This is a genomic window from Methylocystis sp. WRRC1 (genome assembly GCF_020733155.1).
Lineage (GTDB): Bacteria > Pseudomonadota > Alphaproteobacteria > Rhizobiales > Beijerinckiaceae > Methylocystis.
On record NZ_JAJFZJ010000001.1, the window covers coordinates 3,763,696 to 3,782,095 of the forward strand.

Below are 18,400 nucleotides of genomic sequence, written 5' to 3' on the forward strand. Positions count from 1 at the left end.
CGTTCAGGAAAAGTGTCGGCGGTTTTCCGTTCGAACGCACCGAATTTGGTCTAGAGATCAGCGTCCCGGCGATGGCTATTGCGGCGATGGTCGTTGTTCATCACCGCGAGTCGTCCCACCGGCGTTTTCAGCGCGCGCTCGATCGCGAACAATGCGCTGCGATTCGAGAGCGGAACATCGCGGGTCTCGGCAAGAGCCAGGAAGTCGGACTGCTTGAACGGATAGCGGCTGCCGCGCTTTACCACGCGAATACCCTGCGGCGTCACCACGGTGTCGCCGGGGCGCAGCGTCGAATCGCCGAGGAATGCGCTGGTCACGCCGAGGCTGTCGACGGCGGACTGGCAGGCGCAGCTTCTGGACCTGGCGTCGGCCGGATTGAGGCGGGCGACGAGCTGCGCGTATGTGTCGCCGCCCCTGGCCGCCTTTGCGTCCTCGATCCTGTCGGAGCCTGCCGCCATCACGAAGAGCTGGGGCTGCGCTCCGGGACAGAGCCTTTCGCAGGTCGCCTGCTGGGCCGGAATATCCGACTCACGGTTCAGTTTCGCGACAGGGAAGTAATAGCCGTCGCAGCCGCGCACGCAGATCGTGCGGCGGCTCGCGGCCGCGGTCGTCTTCGGCGTCGTGGCGGAGGCTTCCGCGAAAGAGAGGGTCTCGATCCCGGCGGGGCGCCGCAGCGCAGCCGAGTCACGCTCCGTCGTCGACTGTTGATGGCGACCGACGACGCGCCGGCGCGCCTGGGCGTCGCGCGCGTGATGTCGCCATTTCGCGTGCCGCGCGTGCCGCCGATAGCCGTAATGGCTCCGGCTGGCGCCCGGGCCGCGCAGATAGCCGTTGTAGGGCAGCGTCGGGACATAGGCCGGCGAACCGCCGCCGAAAAGCGCGTCGAATAACCCGTTCGCGGCGAGGCTCTCCGGCGCCTCCAGGCCGAAAACGGCGACGCATAGCAGGGCGAGCGCGGCGCCGAGCGTGATGGCGGTTCTGGCGCGGTCGTTCCTGACGTGGGCGATGGTCGCAGCCTTGGGCAGGGAAGGCGAAGTCATGACGGAGGCTCGCGGTAACAGAAAATTAACTTTCTCTTCTCGAATGAATACAACGCGAGCGTGACAGTTTCAAGCTTATCGCCCCGTCTGCGCTTGAATTAACCCATTAAAATCAGTCAGCGACGGTCGACGCCCGCGACCTCGTCGCGCAGCGCGCGCAATATCTCTTCGACGTAGAAAGGTTTTTCGACGATCGCCCGGTCGAGATGCGCCTCCGGCAGGCCCGCCCTTCCGCATCCGGTAGTGAAAACGAAAGGAAGACCGCGCGCGGCAATGGCGTCGGCGACGGGGTCGATCTTTTCATGCCCGATGTTGACGTCCAGAAGGGCGAGATCAAATGAGGCGTCGCGGGCAAATCGCAACGCTTCCGCAATGTTGCGCGCCGCGCCCGCGACGACGAGCCCGAATTCGACGAGTGTTTCCTCGAGCGCCAGAGTTATGAAGGGGTCGTCCTCGACAATCAAAATCCGTCGCCCGAGCAAGGGATCGCTCGCGCTTTGCGGGGCATCGCTCGATGTCCCCGCCGGACGGAAATCGGGCGTGTCGGACACTGACATGATGTAATGGTGCGGCGGAATGCCGCGTATGTCCAGTATTTGCGCGCGTCAGTTGTAAAATGACGCCTTCAGCGACCGCCGGGCGCAGCGCCGTCGCGCCCGCGCGCGAGGCCCCACGCCGCCCAGATAGCGAGGGCGATCCAGGAGATGATCGTCAGGCCGCCGCCCATAGGCGCCGCAAAGGGGAAAAGTTTTCCGCCCAGATAGACCCGCGCCGCGAGATCGGCGGAGAAGAGCGTCACGCCGGCTTGCAAGGCGAGGCCGGCTGCGGCGAGCCAACGCTGCATGGGCGGCTCGCTGCGCGCGAGCGCCGCGAGCGCCAGTCCTGCGCCGGCGTGGATCATGAGGAACTGGCTTGCCGTCGCGAGCAGCGGATTGGCGTCCACATGCGCCGCGGCCGCGGCCAGCGAGACGCCGGCGGCGCCTTGAAGCGCCGCGATCATCGCAATGAGGAGAACCGATCTCACAAGCGCTCCCCGGTCTGTGCGCGGCTCAATAGGCGTTTTCGGCCTTGAGCAGGGCGAAGGGCGTCATCGCCAGAATATAGATGTCGAGCAGGATCGACCAGTTCTCGATATAGTAAAGGTCGCACTCGACGCGCTTCTGGATTTTCTCGGGCGTGTCGGTCTCGCCGCGCCAGCCGTTGATCTGCGCCCAGCCCGTGAGGCCGGGCTTTACGCGATGGCGGGCGAAATAGCCGTCGACGACGTCGTCGTAGAGATGGTCCGCGGCGCGCGCGACGATCGCATGCGGGCGCGGGCCGACAAGCGACAGATTGCCCTTGAAGACGACATTGAAAAGCTGTGGCAGTTCGTCGAGCGACGTCTTGCGGATAAAGCGGCCGACGCGCGTCACGCGCGGATCGCCCCTCGTCACCTGCTTCACGGCGTTGTGGTCGAGCTGGTCCACATACATCGAGCGGAATTTGTACACCTCGATTTTCTCGTTGTTGAAGCCGTAGCGCACCTGCTTGAACAGCACCGGCCCACGTGAATCGAGCTTCACGGCGAGAGCGGTGAGCGCCATCACCGGCGAGAGCAGGATGAGGCAGATCGTTCCGACGATCTTGTCGAAAACGGATTTGACGATGACGTCCCAGTCCGCGATCGGCTTGTCGAAGACGTCGATGACCGGCACATTGCCAATATAGGAATAGGAGCGCGGCCGAAAACGCAGCTTGTTGGTGTGCGCCGCGAGGCGAATGTCGATCGGAAGCACCCAAAGCTTGCGCAGCATTTGCAGCAGGCGGGTCTCGGCCGAGATCGGCAGAGTGAAGATCACGAGATCGAGCCGCGTGTGGCGCGCGAACTCGACGAGATCGTCGACCGTCCCGAGCTTGGGATAGCCGGCGACGACGTCGGGCGAGCGATTGTCCGTGCGGTCGTCGAAGACGCCGAGGATACGGAGATCGCCGTCATCCTGCGCCGCGAGCTCCCGAAGCACCGGGTCGGCGAGCTCGCCGCCGCCGACGATCACCGTGCGCCGATCGAGTTTGCCCTGTTGCGTGAGCATCCGCACCAGGAAGGCGAGGGCGATGCGCTCGCAAGCGAGAAGCGCAAGGCCGCCCGCATACCAGCCCAGCAGCCAGACGCGCGAGAAGGAGTCGTCGAGCTTGAAGAAGAACACCGCCGCCAGCGCGACGACGAAAACGAGCGACCAGCCCGCGGCGACCTTGAGCCCGTCACGCACAGGCGCGCGGAAAGAGGCGGTCGAGTAAAGGCCGAGGCTCTGCAGGATGACGACTGCGGTCAGCGCCATTAGCGGCATTACGACGTAATAATCGAGCGAGCGGCCCCAGATCGCCGCGACATGCCATTCGTGAATTACGAGACCGCAAACAAGCAGCATCGAAAACTCGAAGAGGCGCACGAGGCCGGCGAGCACGATCGGCGAATAGGCCTTGCCCGGCGCCCCGTTGCTCGCGATCTCCGCGAGCTGCGGACTGAGGCTCCGGCTCGCGTCGGAAGCGGAGCCGGCTCCTTGCGGCTTGCGGTCGTCATTTGGCGAAACGCCTTTCATGTCGCCGACGGCGAAAGCGCACATCTTTACTCTCCTGTTCGAAGCTGCGCCGACGTAAGGTAGTTTGTGGAGCTTGTGGCGCGCAGGCTGTCGCGACAGCTGCGCAGCGCGCCGGCGGCCATTTGTCCGGGTGTGAAGCTCGCATGGACGAATTCGGACATGGCGCCGGGCGGCGGCGAGGAGGAGCGCGCCATGAGGATAAGTGTCGCGCTTTCTTCGCGGCGCCATACAAGTGTATGGCGTCGCGCGCTGTGGCCGCCTCGCGCCTGTCTACGAATGAGATCGACAACGTGCCGAAGCAGGCCGCTGACCGGGGCGCGCATGACGTCGGCTATGCGCAAATCCGTTCGAGCCTCCCTTTGCCGTCCGGCGATCCCTGATGATCGCTTACGGCAAAGGTAACGCTACTTTCTAAAAAATTCTTTCCCGCACAGTGATGGTGTCGCCGGGACGCACCGGCGTGTCGAGCGGCACGCGCCCGGTCACCGGATAACCGTCGATGACGCGGGTGATGTCGGCGCCGCCCTGATAGCCGCGCGGCGAGAAGCCGCCGGCGATGGCGACGGCGGTCCTGACCGTCATGCCGTCCACGAAAGGAAATTGACCGGCGTTTGTGACTTCGCCGAGCACGAAGAAGGGGCGGAAGGCTTCGACCTCGACCGAAACGCGCGGCTCGCGAATGAAACCGTTGCGCAGGCGCGCGGCGATCTCGCGTTCGACGGCCTGAGCGTCGCGGCCCTGCACGGGAACGGAGCCGATGAGCGGCATGGCTATGCGGCCGGAGCCGTCGACGGAATAAGTGTTCGAAAGCGAGTCCTGTCCGAAAACGATGACGCGAAGCCGGTCGCCGGCCGCGAGCGTGTAAGGCTCATGCGCCGTCGCGGCAAACAGCTCGGGCTGATAATTGCCCGGCGCCGCGCATCCGGAGAGCAGCGCAATCACGATCATGGCTGTCGCCAAAGTGAACGTCTTCGAGGCGGCTCTGTGCGAGGCGACCGTATTCGCCATTTCGGACTCGCTGATTTCTGCTGACTGACCATGAGCCGCGAAGCGACTGAGCTTTTTTTATTGTCTGATAGTTAACAAACACTCACCTGACTTGAACGTAACTGGTTAACCTCGCTTCAACCATAATCGCGTTATGAAAGGTTACTGAATTCGGAGAGGCGATGCGTTCCGGAGTTACGATCGACGCGGAGACAGCGACAAACGAAATCGATTTGTCGCGGATCGGCCGCGTTCTTCTCGAGAAGCGCTGGTGGGTGATCGGCCCGACGCTCGCCGCGCTCGTCGGCGCGCTCATCTTCGTGAATGTCGTCAAGCCGCGTTACAGCGCTGACGCGAGGCTGTTGCTCGAAAACCAGGAAAGCTTCTTGACGCGCGCCGACAAGGGCGAGCGCGCGGAATTGACCGCGCCCGACGCCGAGGCGGTGCAAAGCCAGATCCAGCTGCTCACCTCGCGCGATCTCGCGCGGCGCGTCATCAAGAAGCTCGATTTGCAGGGCAATCCGGAATTCGATCCGCTCGCCAATGGCGTCGGACCAATCACGCGCGTTCTCGCGCTGCTCGGGATTTCGCGCGATCCGACGCGTATGTCGCCCGAGGACCGCATCCTCGAGAAGTTTTCGGAAAAGCTCGCCGTGCTCTCGCCGACGAAGACGCGCGTGCTGTCCGTCGAGTTCTCGTCGCGCAACCCCGACCTTGCCGCGCGCGCCGCCAACGCCGTCGCCGAAACCTACATAGAGATGCAGCAGGAGGCCAAGCGCGAAAACGCTCGCGCGGCCGCGCAGTCTCTGGGCACGCTCGTCGCCGAATTGCATACGCGCGTCGCGCAGGCGGAAACGCGCGTCGAGGAGTTTCGCGCGCAGACCGGGCTCCTGATCGGCGCCAATAATGTCGCCATTCCCACGCAGCAGCTCGGCGAATTGAACCAGCAGCTTTCTGCCGCCCGCGCGGCGCAGGCGGATGCGCAGGCGAAGGCGCGCATCCTGCGCGAAATGCTGCGCAGGAACCGCATCGGGGACATTCCCGACGTGTCCAACAATGAATCGATCCGCCGCATCAATGAGCAACGCGTGGCGTTGCGCGCGCAACTGGCGCTGGAGTCGCGCACGCTTCTCCCGATGCATCCGCGCATTAAGGAACTCACCGCGCAGCTCATGGATCTCGACGCGCAGTGGCGCATCGCCGCGGAACGAACGGCGCGCACGCTGGAGAACGACGCCAACATCGCCGCCGCCCGCGTGGAAAATCTGACGCGCGCGCTCGACGAGCAGAAGCGCGTTACGGGCGCCGCGGGCGCCGACGAGGCGAAGCTCCGTGACCTGGAGCGCGCCGCGCGCCTGCTCAAGGATCAGCTCGAGGCCGAGTCGGCGAAATATCAGGAAGCGCTCGCCCGCGAGCGCGTGAAGGCGACGCCGGCCGATGCGCGCATCATCCAGCGCGCACTGGCGCCGCAGCTGCCGTCCTTCCCCAAGAAACTGCCGATCACGATTTTTGCGACCTTGGCCGGACTTATCCTGTCCGCCGGCGTGATCATTTCGGGCGAAATGCTGAGCGGCCGCGCGCGTGTCGCAAAGCAGGCTGCTCCTTCGCCTGAGGCGCCGGAATCGACGCCGGTGGTTGCGGCGCCGATGGAGCGGTCAGCGCCCGCGCTCGTGGAGCCGGCCGCTGAAAACGTTCTTCCCGCAAGCGCTGAAGTCGACGCCGTCAGTGCGATCGACAAGGCGCGCGCTGCGACGAATTGCGTAAAGGTGCTCGTCACGCCATGCGAAGATGACGGAAAACCTTCGGACACGGTGATCGCGTTGGGCCGCAATTTGTCGCGGCGCGGGCGCACGCTACTCGCCGTCGCCGATCGCGGCGCCGCCGCCTATGACGCGCTGGTGCATGCGCCGCAGGGCGCGCCGAAAGGCATGGCCGATCTCGTCACGGGAGTCGCGGACTTCGCCGAGGTCATTCATCGCGATGTGGGATCGCGCCTGCATGTCATGCCCGGCGGCGTCCATGAGGGTGAGACGCGCTACGAGCTCGCGCTCGTGGTCGATGCGCTCGCGCATACTTACGATTTCGTCGTCTTCGCGGCGTCTCGCGTCGAGGCGCGTCGCCTTGCGCCTTTCGTGGATCTCGCCTTCGTGCTCGGCGGCGATGCGGAGGCTGAGTCCTTGCGTGCGGAGCTTGCGCAGGCGGGCGCCGACGCCCAGCTGCTCGAAGGCGGCGCCGGCGCTGACGATCTCGTGGCGGCGTGAGGGTCGCCTATCGTCTTCCCTGAAGCAGGCGGCGCAGGCGCGAGAATGCGCGCGCGAGCGCGGGGGTCTGCTTGATGCGCCGCTTTGCGCGAAGGAAAATCACGAGCAGGGGAGCTGCGACGACGCCTTTCCATGAGGCGGGCGTCACCGTATCGCATAACTCGATCGTCTCGTCGCAGACCGCGTTCTTGTAGCGCGCTTCGCCTGCGCCGAGGTCGAAATACGTCATGCCCCGCGCGACGAGATCGCGCATCAGCGCATGCAACAGAAGATCGCCGGGCGAGCAGCGCGCGACCTCTTCATCCATGTCGAATGAATTGAGCAACGCGGAAAAACGCCCGCCGCGCGTAAGGCCGGCGTAGGTCGCGACAATACGGCCATCGACGCTGAGCGCATGGAGCTCCAGCGATCCTTCGCCGGTTTCGACGCTCAGGCGACGCAACATCTCGCGCATGCCAACGCCGTCGAAGACGCCGCCGACGCCCATGTCGGCGAAGCGCGCGGATTTCTGGTCGATCAGCGCGGTCAGAATTTCCTGCGCGCGCGGGCCGGTTTGGCGATGCTCGTAACGCAGCTCTCCCATTTCGGCGAGCCGCGCTTCTTTCTTGCGCAGTTTCTTGCGGCTTTCCTTCGACAGGCGCGCCGCAAGCTCCGCTTCGGTCGCGGGCAGGGCGACGCCATAGGCGAAACTGGCGCTCGGCATGGCGCCGGCGAAGGCGAGAGGATTTTCTACGCCCTCGAAGCGTCGCGGCTGATTTCTCAGATAATAGACGTCGGGCGGATTCGCCGCGCGCCGCGCCGCGTCGCGCAAAAGCGCACGAATGGATTTTTCGTCGAAGCGGCAGCCCGAGCGCAGCAGCGCAAGATTGAAATTGCTTTCACGCCCGCCGAGAAACATTGCGATGCGGAGCGGTCCGCGTGTGTCGATGGCGAACGGCAGAAGCGCGCGCGGACTCCCCGTCGCATCGCGCGCGACGATGATGAAGGCCTCCAGCCGCTCCTCGCGCCCGACCGTGTCGAACCATGTCGAAAGGAACAGACAGGATTGATAAGGGCTCGTCGTGGCGACGGCGGAAAGCTCCACCCACGCGGCCCGCGTGTCCGCGATATTATCGATGACGTCGATCGTGAAGGGGCGGGCGGAAACGGGTTCTGTCGCCAATTCGGCGTTCCCCGGCGTTTCCGGATTGCTAACCATGTCGCAGAATCGCCTTCGTCCAAAAACAACGCCTCAGCTTTTTAAGCATAGCTCAAGCTGCATAACAGATGCTTTGAGCATTCATCGTAAATGGCCGATTTCACGGAGGAGTGTCGATGGCCACCTGGCGGGAGCGGGCGATCCGGGCCGGCATGGGTCTGTTTCACGCCAGCGGCGCGCATCGCCTCGCCGAGCCTTTCACGCGCGGACTTGGCGCAATCCTGATGTTCCATCGGGTGCGACCCGCGACGGGCGACGCATTTGCGCCCAACGCCGGCCTGGAGATCACCCCGCAGTTTCTCGACAGCCTGCTCACGCATCTTCGCGGACGTGGTTACGACATCCTGTCGCTCGACGCGGTCCTCGCCCGGCTGGGTTCGGGCGAGGCGCCGGGGCGGCCTTTCGTCGTGCTCACCTTCGATGACGGCTATAACGATCTCGTCGATCACGCCCTGCCGATCCTCGAGCGTCATCGCGCGCCTTTCACCGCTTATGTGACGGCGGGCTTTGCGGACGGTACAGCGCGCTTGTGGTGGCTCGAACTGGAGGAGGCGCTGCGTCGCCTCGCGCGCGTCGACATTATCGTCGGCGGCCGGCGCATCGTCCGCGATTGTCGCTCCGCTCGCGAAAAAAGCGAGGCCCATGCGGATATTTATTGGGGCGTTCGCGCGGGAGACGAGACCGAGCTTATGCGCGTCGTGACGGCGCTTGCGTCGCAGGCCAATGTTGACGCGGGGAGATTGACGAGGGAAGCCTGTCTCGACTGGAGCGGGATCGCAGCGCTGGCGCGTCACGAACTCGTGACGCTCGGCGCGCATTCCCTCACGCATCCGCGCCTTGCGAAGCTCGACGCACAGGAGTCCGCGCGCGAAATGGCTGAAAGCCGCGCGGCGATTGCGCGCGAGATTGGCGTGGAGGCGCGTCATTTCTGCTATCCGGTCGGAGACCCGACGTCGGCGGGTCCGCGCGAATTCTCGACCGCGAGGGAACTCGGCTTTGCGAGCGCCGTGACGACGCGGCCGGGAATGATCTTTCCCGAGCATCGCGACCATTTTCATGCGCTGCCGCGCCTTTCCGTCAATGGGGGGCACCAGAGCCTGACGGCGGTCGACATTCTCCTGAGCGGCGCGCCATTCGCATTGTTGAATCGCGGCCGGCGCATCGCCGCATAATTGACGGGAGCCGGTCATTTCCTTCGATCCTTTCGACGCGCCGGTAAAGGAGCTCGGTCGCGGCGAGGCGCGGGGCGTCGCGGCGCCGGCGCTCGCGGCGGCAATCGGATTTATGGTTTTCTCCCTGCTGCTGATCGTCATCCTTTCCGCAACGGCGCCGGGGGAACTGGCTCCTTTGCGCGTTACCGACAAGGAGATGCGCGGCTACGCCGAGTTGGGCCGTTTTCCGCTCATGGCCGCCGCCTCCGCCGCGCAGCTGCACGCGCTTGCGTTTGTCGCGGGGCTACAGACCTTCGGCGCCTTTGCCCTGCTGGCCTTTGTCGCGGTCTTCTTCGGTTGGCGCGGCTTCGCGTCCGGGCGTGTTCGCGGATGGTCGAACGGCTATTGGGTCGCCGGCGTCATGGCGCTCTGCTTCTTTCCGTCCGTCTTTCCCGGAGTGACGGCGCAGCTTTTCGATTACGTCATCACCGCGTCGATCAGCAATCCGGTAGCGAGCCGGGCGCTGCCTGGGCTGGCCGCTGCGATTTATGGCCCGCATGGGCTGAACAGCCACATGCTTCCGGCCGTATTCCTGGCCGAGCGCGCGCTGGTTGTGGCGCTGCTCGCGGCGCCCTTCTCGGTCCTTTGCCACGATCTCGCCTATCGTCTGCGCGAAGCGCTGGAGGATTTCGGCGTCATCGAGGCGGATGAGGAGCGCGATCGCCAGTCGGAACGAGCCGGCGCCGGGCGGCGCGCGCGGCGGCCGCGTCACGAGACCGGCGACGACGCGGCTGATCGGGGCGGCGGCTTCGGCCAGCGAGGGGCGCCGCCGTCCGGCCCCCCGCAAAGCGCAGACGCGCGCGCCCGCGCCGTGCTCGGCGTCAGCGAGAGCGCCACCCGGCGCGAAATCGAGCGCGCCTATCGTTCGCAGATGAAGCGCGCCCATCCCGACCACGGCGGATCGGTGGAGCGGGCGGCGGCGCTCAACGCCGCGCGCGACGCGCTGCTGCGGCGCGGGTAGGGCGGGGACCCTCGCAATGCGTAATTCGTTGACCTATATTAACCGGAGCTTGTCAGCAGGAGCGGATCAATGAGCGCCATGGGCGTCGTTATTTGTGTTGCAATCGCCTTGTCGGCCGCGCTTGGCGTCTATCTGCGCATGCGGCAGACCGCCAATGTGGAGCGTCATCGCGAGGCCGTGCCGGCGGATTTCGCGCGGGAGGTTAGCCTCGACGACCACCGCCGCGCCGCGGACTACACGATTGCGCGCACGCGTTTCGGCATGGCGGAAACGATCTACGACGCCGTCGTCTCGATCCTCTGGCTCGCGCTCTGGATGGCGCCGCTCTATGCGTTCGTCTCGCATTACATCGAGCCGGGGTTGACGCGCAGCGTCGTCTTCGTCGCGGCGGTCGGCGTCGTAGGACATTTTCTCGAAATGCCTTTCTCGCTCGCCAACGCCTTCTGGCTGGAGGAGCGTTTCGGTTTCAATCGCCTCACGCCCGGCACCTTCGTGCTCGACGAGTTGAAAAGCGGGGCGCTGGCGCTCGCGATCGGGACGCCACTGCTTTATGCGATGTTCGCCCTGTTGCGCGCCATGCCCGACACCTGGTGGCTTCTCGCCTATGTCGGCTTCATGGCGCTGACGATCGCCATGACGGTGATCTATCCGACCGTCATCGCTCCGATGTTCAACAAGTTCACGCCGATGGAGGACGGTTCGACGAAGAGTCGAATGGAGGCGCTGCTCGAGCGGTGCGGCTTCGAGTCCAAAGGCCTCTTCGTGATGGACGCGTCGAAGCGCTCCAGACATGGCAATGCTTATTTCTCCGGCTTCGGCAAGGCGAAGCGGATCGTCTTCTTCGATACGCTGCTCGAAAAACATTCGCTCGAGGAGATCGAGTCCATCCTCGCGCATGAACTCGGACACTTCAAATTCGGCCATGTCCGGCAGATGATCCTGCAGGCGGCGGTCATCGCCTTCATCGGTTTCGCCGCGCTCTACTGGGCTTTCTCGTCGGATACTTTCGCGGGCTGGTTCGGCCTGCCGAACGATCCGGGCGTCGTCCTCATCGCGCTGCTTTTCGCCAAGGAGCCGATCTCGCATTTGCTGACCCCGCTGCTTGCCTGGCGCTCGCGTCGAAACGAATTCGAGGCGGATGATTTCGCGCGCCAGATCGTCGGCAAGGAGCCGATGATCTCCGCGTTGACGCGGCTGACGCGCGACAATCTCGCGACGCTCACCCCCGATCCGCTCTATGCAAAATTCTACTTCTCGCACCCGCCAGTCCCGGTGCGGGTCGCGCAATTGCGCGCTACGCAATAAGTTTTGCGAGGGCGCAATCACAGTATTGTCGCGGGGGAAACAAATTTCGCCGCGGCATTCTGCCTCATAGCGAAAAGGAATATGCGTCTTGTGCGGCGCATAAATCAGCCTATATGTGCCTGATAGGCTGCAGCTTTTACGGATATACCTGCGCTCGGCTTATGGAATTATTGTCGCAGGCGTGTCCACGTAAAAGAGACAAAATGAGCAACACGAACAATACCTCCAGCACCATGGGCCGCATGAAGGGTCTGATCTGGGTTGTTGGCGCTATCGCCCTTATCGCCACCATGATTTCGCTGGCGCCGGTCATTTCCCATCTGGGCTGACCAGGACGGCTCGCCTCATCCGCAGGCGCAGATGATCAAGGCCGCGCAGCATAATTGCGCGGCCTTTCTCATGTAATGGCGCATCGCGCGGGGGCTCAGCCGGCTTGCCCGACCGCAGCGCGGTCGCGGTCGATGAAAGCGACGAGCTCTTTCGCGCGGTCGGAGAAAATTTGCAGCTTCCCCGTGTCGAGCGGTTCGCTCAATCGCTGAAGCAGCAGCGTGTCTGCGCCGTCGGCGAAGGCGGGGCCGAGGCCGGAGAAGAAAAAACCAAGTTCGCGCGCCGCCGCCGTCAGAATGGGCAGACCGGGATCGCCGACCGGCGCGGAGAGCCGGATTGCGCTGGCGCCGAGGCCCACGACGTCATTGAGCGCCTGTTTCAGCTCGATGGCGGCGTTTTCGCCGATCGACTGGAAATGAATTTCGCCATATCCGCGGCCATCGGCCTTGACGCTCGCGCGGGACTCCGCGCGCATTGGCGCCGCAGGTTCTGCAATCGTCGCGGGAACGCCGAGGCTCTCGTAAATTTTGAGTATCGCCTCGTGATAGGGCACGGGCGCATGAATGACGCGCGGCGCAGGGGGCTGAAGGAAGCGAAAGGCGAGGAGCAGGCTTTGCCGCTGCCCCGCTGTCGGCGCCGCAAGGCCCTTCGGGCGCATGTTCTCCGGCGCGGCGCCGAGCAATACGGCGCAAACGGGCATTCCCGCGCGCTCGTCATTGCGCTGGGAGAAAATATGCACCGTCACCGGTTCGGCGAATATGCCCTGAAGGCCGATTTTCGGCGCTTCCTCGCTGAGGCGCCCGGTCATGAGTTCGAGAAGATGATGACCGCGATAGGCCGGTAGCACCACGGCCTCGCCGCGTTCGGCGATGCAGGCGCCGGGTTCGCGCTCCAGCGCGACATGGCCGACAACCTCGCCCCGATCATTACGCGCGATCATTGGAACAAGCTCGCCGCTTTCCACTTTGGCCCAGTATCTGTGCGGCGAGAACACTTCGGAATGAATATAGTTGTGACCGTAAACCTCCAGAAAGCATCGCGCGATGGCGGCCGTGTCGCTTTCCTGCGGGGGCTCGATGCGGAAGGGGCCTGTCGTTGGGGGCGCGTCCCCCGTCGCCGTCTCGTCGGCGAAATGGGCGAGCTCCGCCTCCTCATGCAGACTGCGATGCAGGCTGATTTCCCATCCGTCGATCCCACGCTCACGATAGGAGAGGCCCGCTTCGCGGCGCAGGCGTCCGGAGAGCGTCGGAAGCAGATTCGAGAAACGGTGGTGGCCGTGGAGCAGAATCCTTGCGCTGACCTCCTTGCGGGAGGACAGGAGAGCAACATGGACGCGCCCCCCGCCCGATCCATGGGCGCAGAGCGCCAGCCAGGTCTCCAGCGCGTCTTCAGCGATCTGGCCCGCCGCAAAATGCTGCACGCCTTCCGCAAGCGACGCTTCACGAATGAAAGCCCTCACGAGTTCGCTGTGCGACGGCTCCAGAACGATCTGCAACTCCGAGTGTCGGGAAGAGGGTTGAGCGCTCACGATGCTGAGGTCCGATCCGAAATTGCTGGAGAGGCCGAGTCTAGCAATTTCATTGCTGGTTCAAAAAGGTAAACAAACAGCGGACGGAACGCGTGCGCCTCTGCGCAAGACGCTACGAATGAAAACAAGTTCGCGGCCGCGCAAACAAGAAAACGCCCGGCGGTTCGCGCCGGGCGCTTCTCATTCGACTGGTCTCTAAACATAAGGCGAAGGGATAACGCGCATCCGGAAGAATGGTTCCGTAGCGTGCGTCGCCACGCCTCCAAAATTTGGCGCGTCCTTCTGCGCTCTGCGTCTCGACGCCGTCGTGAGTGAAACCCGGTGCGGCAGTGTGACACAGAGCGGCGAAGCTTGTGGTTGTTTCCTCTGGAAGTGTACAATTTACCTCGCTGACGCACCCCAGACGCCTCTCCGTCAGCTGAAGCGGCCCGAGCGCGTAATCCAGCGACGGGCCGTTCTCAATTTTGGCTGCGCCAACGGTCCTGTTCCGGCGCTGATGCGAAGGCGCCGACAAGCGGAGATATTCATGACAGTAATAGTGAGAGACAGTAATGGCGCGGAACTGAAAGACGGCGACTCCGTGACTCTCATCAAGGATCTGAAGGTAAAAGGTTCGTCAATCGTGCTGAAGCGCGGCACGATGATCAAGAATATTCGCCTCACCGACGATCCGGCCGAGATCGAATGCCGCGCCGAAAAAGTCAAGGATCTGGTGCTCCGGACGGAGTTCGTAAAAAAGGCGTGATGAGGCGCCGATCTCCCGACTGCTGCGGCCCGAGCGCGGATCGAGCGCCGGGCCGCAGGTCGCCCCGCCACTGACGCGAGGGGTTCAACGTCTGACTGTAAAATTTTTTGTTTTTTTAGTGGACAGTCGATCGGCAAGCGCGGCGCGCGTCCGAAATTCCGGTCCGAGGCGGATACTGCGCCGAAGCGTCCTTAGCGCCACGCATTCGCTTGATTCGGCCAGCATAAATATCTAGCTTCCGCTGAGCATGGACCGTGGCTATCTTCATTAACGCAAATCGGGAAAACGCCTTGAAAGCTCGCCAGTCATTGACTTGGCGCCCGTCTCGGCCGTCCCGTTATGGCTTTGCTTTGCTTGCAGTCGCCGCGGCGACCGCGTTGCGCTTTTGGCTGAGCGAGTTTCTGATCTCGCAACCTTTCGCCACCTATTTCCTCGCGACGCTGCTCGTCGTGGTGGTCGCTGGCCCGGGGCCGGCGGCGCTCGCGACTTTTCTGTCGGCGGCCAGCGCTATTTATCTTTTCGTTGAGCCGGTCAACAGTTTCGAGATTCGGAACGTGGCCGACATCGCAAGATTGTTGATCTTCGTTACGATTGCGCTCGGCATGTCCGCCATGGCGGAAATGATGCGTCGCGCACGCGAGGTTGCGGTGGAAGCGCAGATAAATCTCGCGAAAATCGAGATGTTTCAACAAAGCGAAGCGGCGCTGCGCGCCAGCGAAGAACGTTTGCGAGTCGCCAATGAGCGATTCACGGCGGCCCTCGAGGCGTCGCCCGTCGTTATATTCGAGCAAGATCGCGAATTGCGCTGCATGTGGGTTCACAATTCTGCGCTTGGTTATGCATCCGAAGAAATTATCGGGAAGACTGACCATGACCTTCTCGAACGAAGGGAAGACGCCGATTGCCTTGCCGCAATCAAAAGGCGCGTGCTGGACACAGGTCAGCCGGCCCGTGAAGAGGTCTTCGTGACAAGCGACGGCAAACCGCGCTATTTCGATCTTCATGTGCAGCCGCGTCGGTCGGGCCATGAGGTCATAGGCCTGCTTTGCACCGCCGTCGATATCACGGAGCGAAAACAGTCCCTCGATCGGCTGCGTAAAAATGATCTGCGCTTGCGGATTGCGGTGGACGCCGCCTACGTCATCTCCTTCGAATGGGACATTCAGCGCAACGAGGTTCGCCGCTACATTTCGACGGATCCCGGCCTGCCGCCAACGCCGGAAATGCAGCCGAGCACGTTCGAGGCCGTTCAACAAGCCGTGCATCCGGATGATCGCGCCTTGTTCAGCGCCAATGTCCATGCCGCACTGGAGAGTCGGGAGGGGCTATATGAGAGTGAATTTCGCATCGTCCGGCCGGACGGCGCCGTAGCGTGGCTATTTGAACGCGGTCGCGTGGAGCGGGACGCCGAAGGGCGGCCCGCTTTTCTCATCGGGCTCTCGCAGGACGTTACGGAGCGCCGCCGCATCGAGGAGGCGTTGCGCGAGGCGGACCAGCGGAAGGATGAATTCCTCGCGACATTGGCGCATGAACTGCGCAATCCGCTGGCGCCGCTCCGCAACGCGATCCGCGTGCTTCGCCGTGACGCGGGCAGGCTGTCGGAGGAGCAGCGCGGGGAGCTGTTTGCGATGTTCGATCGCCAGACCGAGCATCTCGTCCGACTTGTCGACGACCTTCTGGAGGTTTCGCGGATCACGCGGGGGAAGATCGACCTGCGAAAAGAGCGGGTCGATCTCGCGACGATCCTGAGGAACGCGATCGAAACCAGTCGGCCGGCCATCGAACGCGGGGGGCATGAGCTACGGATCGATGCGGGCGCGGAGAGGTTGATCCTCGACGTGGACCCGGTGCGACTCGCGCAGGTGTTCAGCAATCTCCTCAACAACGCCGCCAAATATACCGAGCACGGCGGATCAATCGCGCTGACTGTCGAGCGGCGAGGCGACGAAGCGGTGGTGAGTGTCCGCGACAGCGGCGTGGGCATCCCGCCCGAGATGGCGCCAAGGGTGTTCGACATTTTCACCCAGGTCGATCGCACGCTCGGCAGGGCACAGGGCGGGCTCGGCATCGGTCTCGCGCTCGTCCGCAACCTGCTCGAGATGCATGGCGGCTCGGTCGAGGCCCATAGCGAAGGGCTCGGCCGCGGGACAACTTTCGTCGTCCGTCTGCCAGTTGCGACGGGCGGCTTGCAGGAGAAGACGTCGAAGAAGGATCCGTCGGCGTCGCCGAGGGTCGACCGCCGCATTCTCGTGATCGACGACGATCACGATGTCGCGGACAGCCTGGTGATATTCCTGAAATCATTGGGAGCGACGGCCCGCGCGGTCTATGACGGCGTTGCGGGCCTCGACGCGCTCGAACATTTCAGGCCAGAGATCGTTATTCTCGACATCGGCATGCCGGGAATGGACGGCTACGAAACCGCCCGCCTCATTCGCGAGCGCCCCGAAGGCCGCAATGCGATTCTGGTGGCGTTGACAGGATGGGGGCAGCAGCAGGTCCACGACCGCGCCCGAGCCTCGGGCTTCGACCACCAGTTGACGAAACCGGCTGACCTCGATGAACTCGTGACGCTGCTGAAGTCGCTGGAAAGCTGAAAACGCCCGCATTTCCCCGCGACAGGGTCAACCCCGCGGCAGGTCCGGCGACGCCGAAACCAAAGCCGTTGAGACGGCGCGAAAATCCTGTGCGGACCGTTGAGATGAGTGGCTCCCCGAGTAGGACTCGAACCTACGACCTAGCGATTAACAGTCGCGTGCTCTACCAGCTGAGCTATCGGGGAACGTGAGAGGGCGTATATAGGGCAGGCGGCGATTTGCCAAGCCCTTTCAACCGGCTTGTTGATAACTTCGTGTCACCGGGCCAGTTCGAGGCGCGCGCCTTCCGGAAAAGCCGCGCGGGCGACGGCGATGTCGTCCTGCGAGGGCAGGCCGGCCTCATTGCCGAGATGCTGGATTTTATGGGCCGAGGCCGCGCGCGCGAATTCGAAATGCTCGCGCCAGCTCGCCCCGGGGCGCTCGAGATAGGAGGCGCAATAAGCGCCATGGAAAACGTCGCCGGCGCCGGAAGTGTCCACGATTTTCTCGCGCGGCACCTGGAGCGAGGGCATGTGCTGGACGATTCCGTCTTCGTCGTACCACATGATTCCCTTGTCGCCGTTCGTCACCGCGCCGATCCGGCAACCCCTAGCCTTGAGCCAGTCGAGCATCCCGAGGTCGGAAAGCGACATCTGTTCGCAGAATTTTTCCGCGACCACGGCGACGTCGACGAAGCCGGTCAACTCCTCGATGCAGGGACGCCTGGCGCCGCCGTCGAGTGACACCAGCACGCCCTTTTCTCGCGCGGCTCTGGCGTAGTGGAGCGCCGCGTCGGCCATATGGCCGTCGAGATGCAGAAGCCGCGCTTTCCCGATATCCACGCTGGGGAAGGGGGCGAGGTATCTGTCGTCGCGCGCCCGGAGGATCGCCCTTTTGCCGTCGTTGGGAAAAACGAAGGAGAGCGACGAGCGCGCGACCTTGCGTGAATGCACGCGCACGCCGTAGGCCTGGGCCATGTCCACGAACATGTGGCCGAGCCAGTCGCGCGCGACCGTCGTCAGCAGATCGACATTATGGCCGAGCTTGGCGCAGGCGAACCCCGCCGTGACCGCGTTGCCGCCGAAGCTCACCGCGTAATCCTGCGCCACCGTCTTCTCGTCGCCGCTCGGCATTCGGTCGGCGCGCATGGTGACGTCGATGTAGGCGTGACCGATGAAAAGCGCTTCCATGGCGGCTCCGGATGATAATCCTCGGAAATACGTTGAGCGGGCGCGAGCTTCGCCTGGACGGACGACAGAACTATGTCATCGGCGCGATAAGACCTAGATCGAGAAACTCGTCCCGCAGCCGCAGGACGCGGTCGCGTTCGGATTTTCGACGCGGAAGGATTGCCCCATCAGGTCGTCGACGAAATCGATCTTCGCGCCAGCCAGGAAGCCCATGGACGCCGGGTCGATCGCCACGCGGGCGCCGTCGCGCTCGATGACGGCGTCCTCCTCCGTCGGGGCAGGGGAAATCGCGAATTGATACTGGAAGCCCGAGCAGCCGCCCCCTTCGACAGAGACGCGAAAAACCGCGCCGGGCGCCTCCCCCGCCAGAAGGGCCCCGATTCGCTTTGCCGCCTGATCCGTCAGCGCCACTTCGCTGGCTGCGCCGGTCGTCATGTGCCTGTCCCCGTTGGCTGCTTGCATTCGCTGGGTGATGCGGTCTATGCGCCGCAACAT

16 protein-coding genes and 1 tRNA gene are annotated in these 18,400 nt (G+C 63.8%); 7 read left to right on the forward strand and 10 right to left on the reverse strand.

All coding sequences use genetic code 11. The features are described 5' to 3' along the window. Positions 1 to 50: 50 nt before the first annotated feature. From LG047_RS18400 to LG047_RS18420, 5 genes are all read right to left on the reverse strand, one after another. Positions 51 to 1,040: a DUF2865 domain-containing protein gene (locus LG047_RS18400; protein WP_227968123.1), complete on the reverse strand. Its 990-nt coding sequence runs from the start codon at positions 1,038 to 1,040 to the stop codon at positions 51 to 53. Positions 1,041 to 1,156: 116 nt separating this feature from the next. Continuing rightward, positions 1,157 to 1,597, reverse strand: a complete 441-nt coding sequence (locus tag LG047_RS18405) for a response regulator (protein ID WP_227968124.1) — start codon at positions 1,595 to 1,597, stop codon at positions 1,157 to 1,159. 68 nt (positions 1,598 to 1,665) lie between these two features. Then, on the reverse strand, positions 1,666 to 2,064 hold the full coding sequence (locus LG047_RS18410) for a DUF423 domain-containing protein (RefSeq protein ID WP_227968125.1): 399 nt from the start codon (positions 2,062 to 2,064) through the stop codon (positions 1,666 to 1,668). Positions 2,065 to 2,089: 25 nt separating this feature from the next. Continuing rightward, on the reverse strand, positions 2,090 to 3,640 hold the full coding sequence (locus LG047_RS18415) for an undecaprenyl-phosphate glucose phosphotransferase (RefSeq protein ID WP_227968126.1): 1,551 nt from the start codon (positions 3,638 to 3,640) through the stop codon (positions 2,090 to 2,092). A gap of 387 nt (positions 3,641 to 4,027) precedes the next feature. After that, positions 4,028 to 4,624: a polysaccharide biosynthesis/export family protein gene (locus LG047_RS18420; RefSeq protein ID WP_051133980.1), complete on the reverse strand. Its 597-nt coding sequence runs from the start codon at positions 4,622 to 4,624 to the stop codon at positions 4,028 to 4,030. A 161-nt stretch (positions 4,625 to 4,785) separates the two neighbouring features. Between LG047_RS18420 and LG047_RS18425 the strand changes: the two genes are divergently transcribed. Next, positions 4,786 to 6,864 carry an exopolysaccharide transport family protein gene (locus LG047_RS18425; RefSeq protein ID WP_227968127.1) on the forward strand — a complete coding sequence of 693 codons (2,079 nt, stop codon included), beginning with the start codon at positions 4,786 to 4,788 and terminating at the stop codon, positions 6,862 to 6,864. A gap of 7 nt (positions 6,865 to 6,871) precedes the next feature. Here LG047_RS18425 and LG047_RS18430 read toward each other — a convergent pair whose 3' ends face one another. Further along, positions 6,872 to 8,062, reverse strand: a complete 1,191-nt coding sequence (locus LG047_RS18430) for a GNAT family N-acetyltransferase (protein ID WP_227968128.1) — start codon at positions 8,060 to 8,062, stop codon at positions 6,872 to 6,874. A gap of 116 nt (positions 8,063 to 8,178) precedes the next feature. Between LG047_RS18430 and LG047_RS18435 the strand changes: the two genes are divergently transcribed. The 4 genes from LG047_RS18435 to LG047_RS19645 all read left to right on the forward strand — a co-directional run bounded on the left by LG047_RS18435 (position 8,179) and on the right by LG047_RS19645 (position 11,868). Next, positions 8,179 to 9,234: a polysaccharide deacetylase family protein gene (locus LG047_RS18435; RefSeq protein ID WP_227968129.1), complete on the forward strand. Its 1,056-nt coding sequence runs from the start codon at positions 8,179 to 8,181 to the stop codon at positions 9,232 to 9,234. Positions 9,235 to 9,346: 112 nt separating this feature from the next. Continuing rightward, complete coding sequence (locus tag LG047_RS18440; RefSeq protein WP_227968130.1) at positions 9,347 to 10,234, forward strand: hypothetical protein; 888 nt, start codon at positions 9,347 to 9,349, stop codon at positions 10,232 to 10,234. Between the two features lie 69 nt (positions 10,235 to 10,303). Continuing rightward, positions 10,304 to 11,539 (forward strand): M48 family metallopeptidase, encoded by a 1,236-nt coding sequence (locus LG047_RS18445; protein ID WP_227968131.1) that lies wholly within the window; start codon positions 10,304 to 10,306, stop codon positions 11,537 to 11,539. Positions 11,540 to 11,742: 203 nt separating this feature from the next. Beyond that, a complete protein-coding gene (locus tag LG047_RS19645) occupies positions 11,743 to 11,868 on the forward strand; it encodes a hypothetical protein (RefSeq protein ID WP_255679618.1) in 126 nt (41 codons plus the stop codon). Positions 11,869 to 11,963: 95 nt separating this feature from the next. Here LG047_RS19645 and LG047_RS18450 read toward each other — a convergent pair whose 3' ends face one another. Continuing rightward, positions 11,964 to 13,394, reverse strand: a complete 1,431-nt coding sequence (locus tag LG047_RS18450; RefSeq protein WP_227968132.1) for a hypothetical protein — start codon at positions 13,392 to 13,394, stop codon at positions 11,964 to 11,966. Between the two features lie 526 nt (positions 13,395 to 13,920). On the opposite strand from LG047_RS18450, the gene LG047_RS18455 reads away from it, so the two are divergent. Then, a complete protein-coding gene (locus tag LG047_RS18455; protein ID WP_227968133.1) occupies positions 13,921 to 14,139 on the forward strand; it encodes an alkylphosphonate utilization protein in 219 nt (72 codons plus the stop codon). Between the two features lie 254 nt (positions 14,140 to 14,393). Beyond that, positions 14,394 to 16,736, forward strand: coding sequence for an ATP-binding protein (locus tag LG047_RS19835; RefSeq protein ID WP_227968134.1), 2,343 nt, complete (start codon positions 14,394 to 14,396; stop codon positions 16,734 to 16,736). A gap of 109 nt (positions 16,737 to 16,845) precedes the next feature. On the opposite strand, the gene LG047_RS18465 is transcribed toward LG047_RS19835, so the two are convergent. From LG047_RS18465 to LG047_RS18475, 3 genes are all read right to left on the reverse strand, one after another. Next, positions 16,846 to 16,921, reverse strand: a tRNA-Asn gene (locus tag LG047_RS18465). Positions 16,922 to 16,993: 72 nt separating this feature from the next. Next, positions 16,994 to 17,905: a sugar kinase gene (locus LG047_RS18470; RefSeq protein WP_227968135.1), complete on the reverse strand. Its 912-nt coding sequence runs from the start codon at positions 17,903 to 17,905 to the stop codon at positions 16,994 to 16,996. A gap of 93 nt (positions 17,906 to 17,998) precedes the next feature. Further along, positions 17,999 to 18,340 carry an iron-sulfur cluster assembly accessory protein gene (locus LG047_RS18475; protein WP_227968136.1) on the reverse strand — a complete coding sequence of 114 codons (342 nt, stop codon included), beginning with the start codon at positions 18,338 to 18,340 and terminating at the stop codon, positions 17,999 to 18,001. Positions 18,341 to 18,400 lie beyond the last annotated feature (60 nt).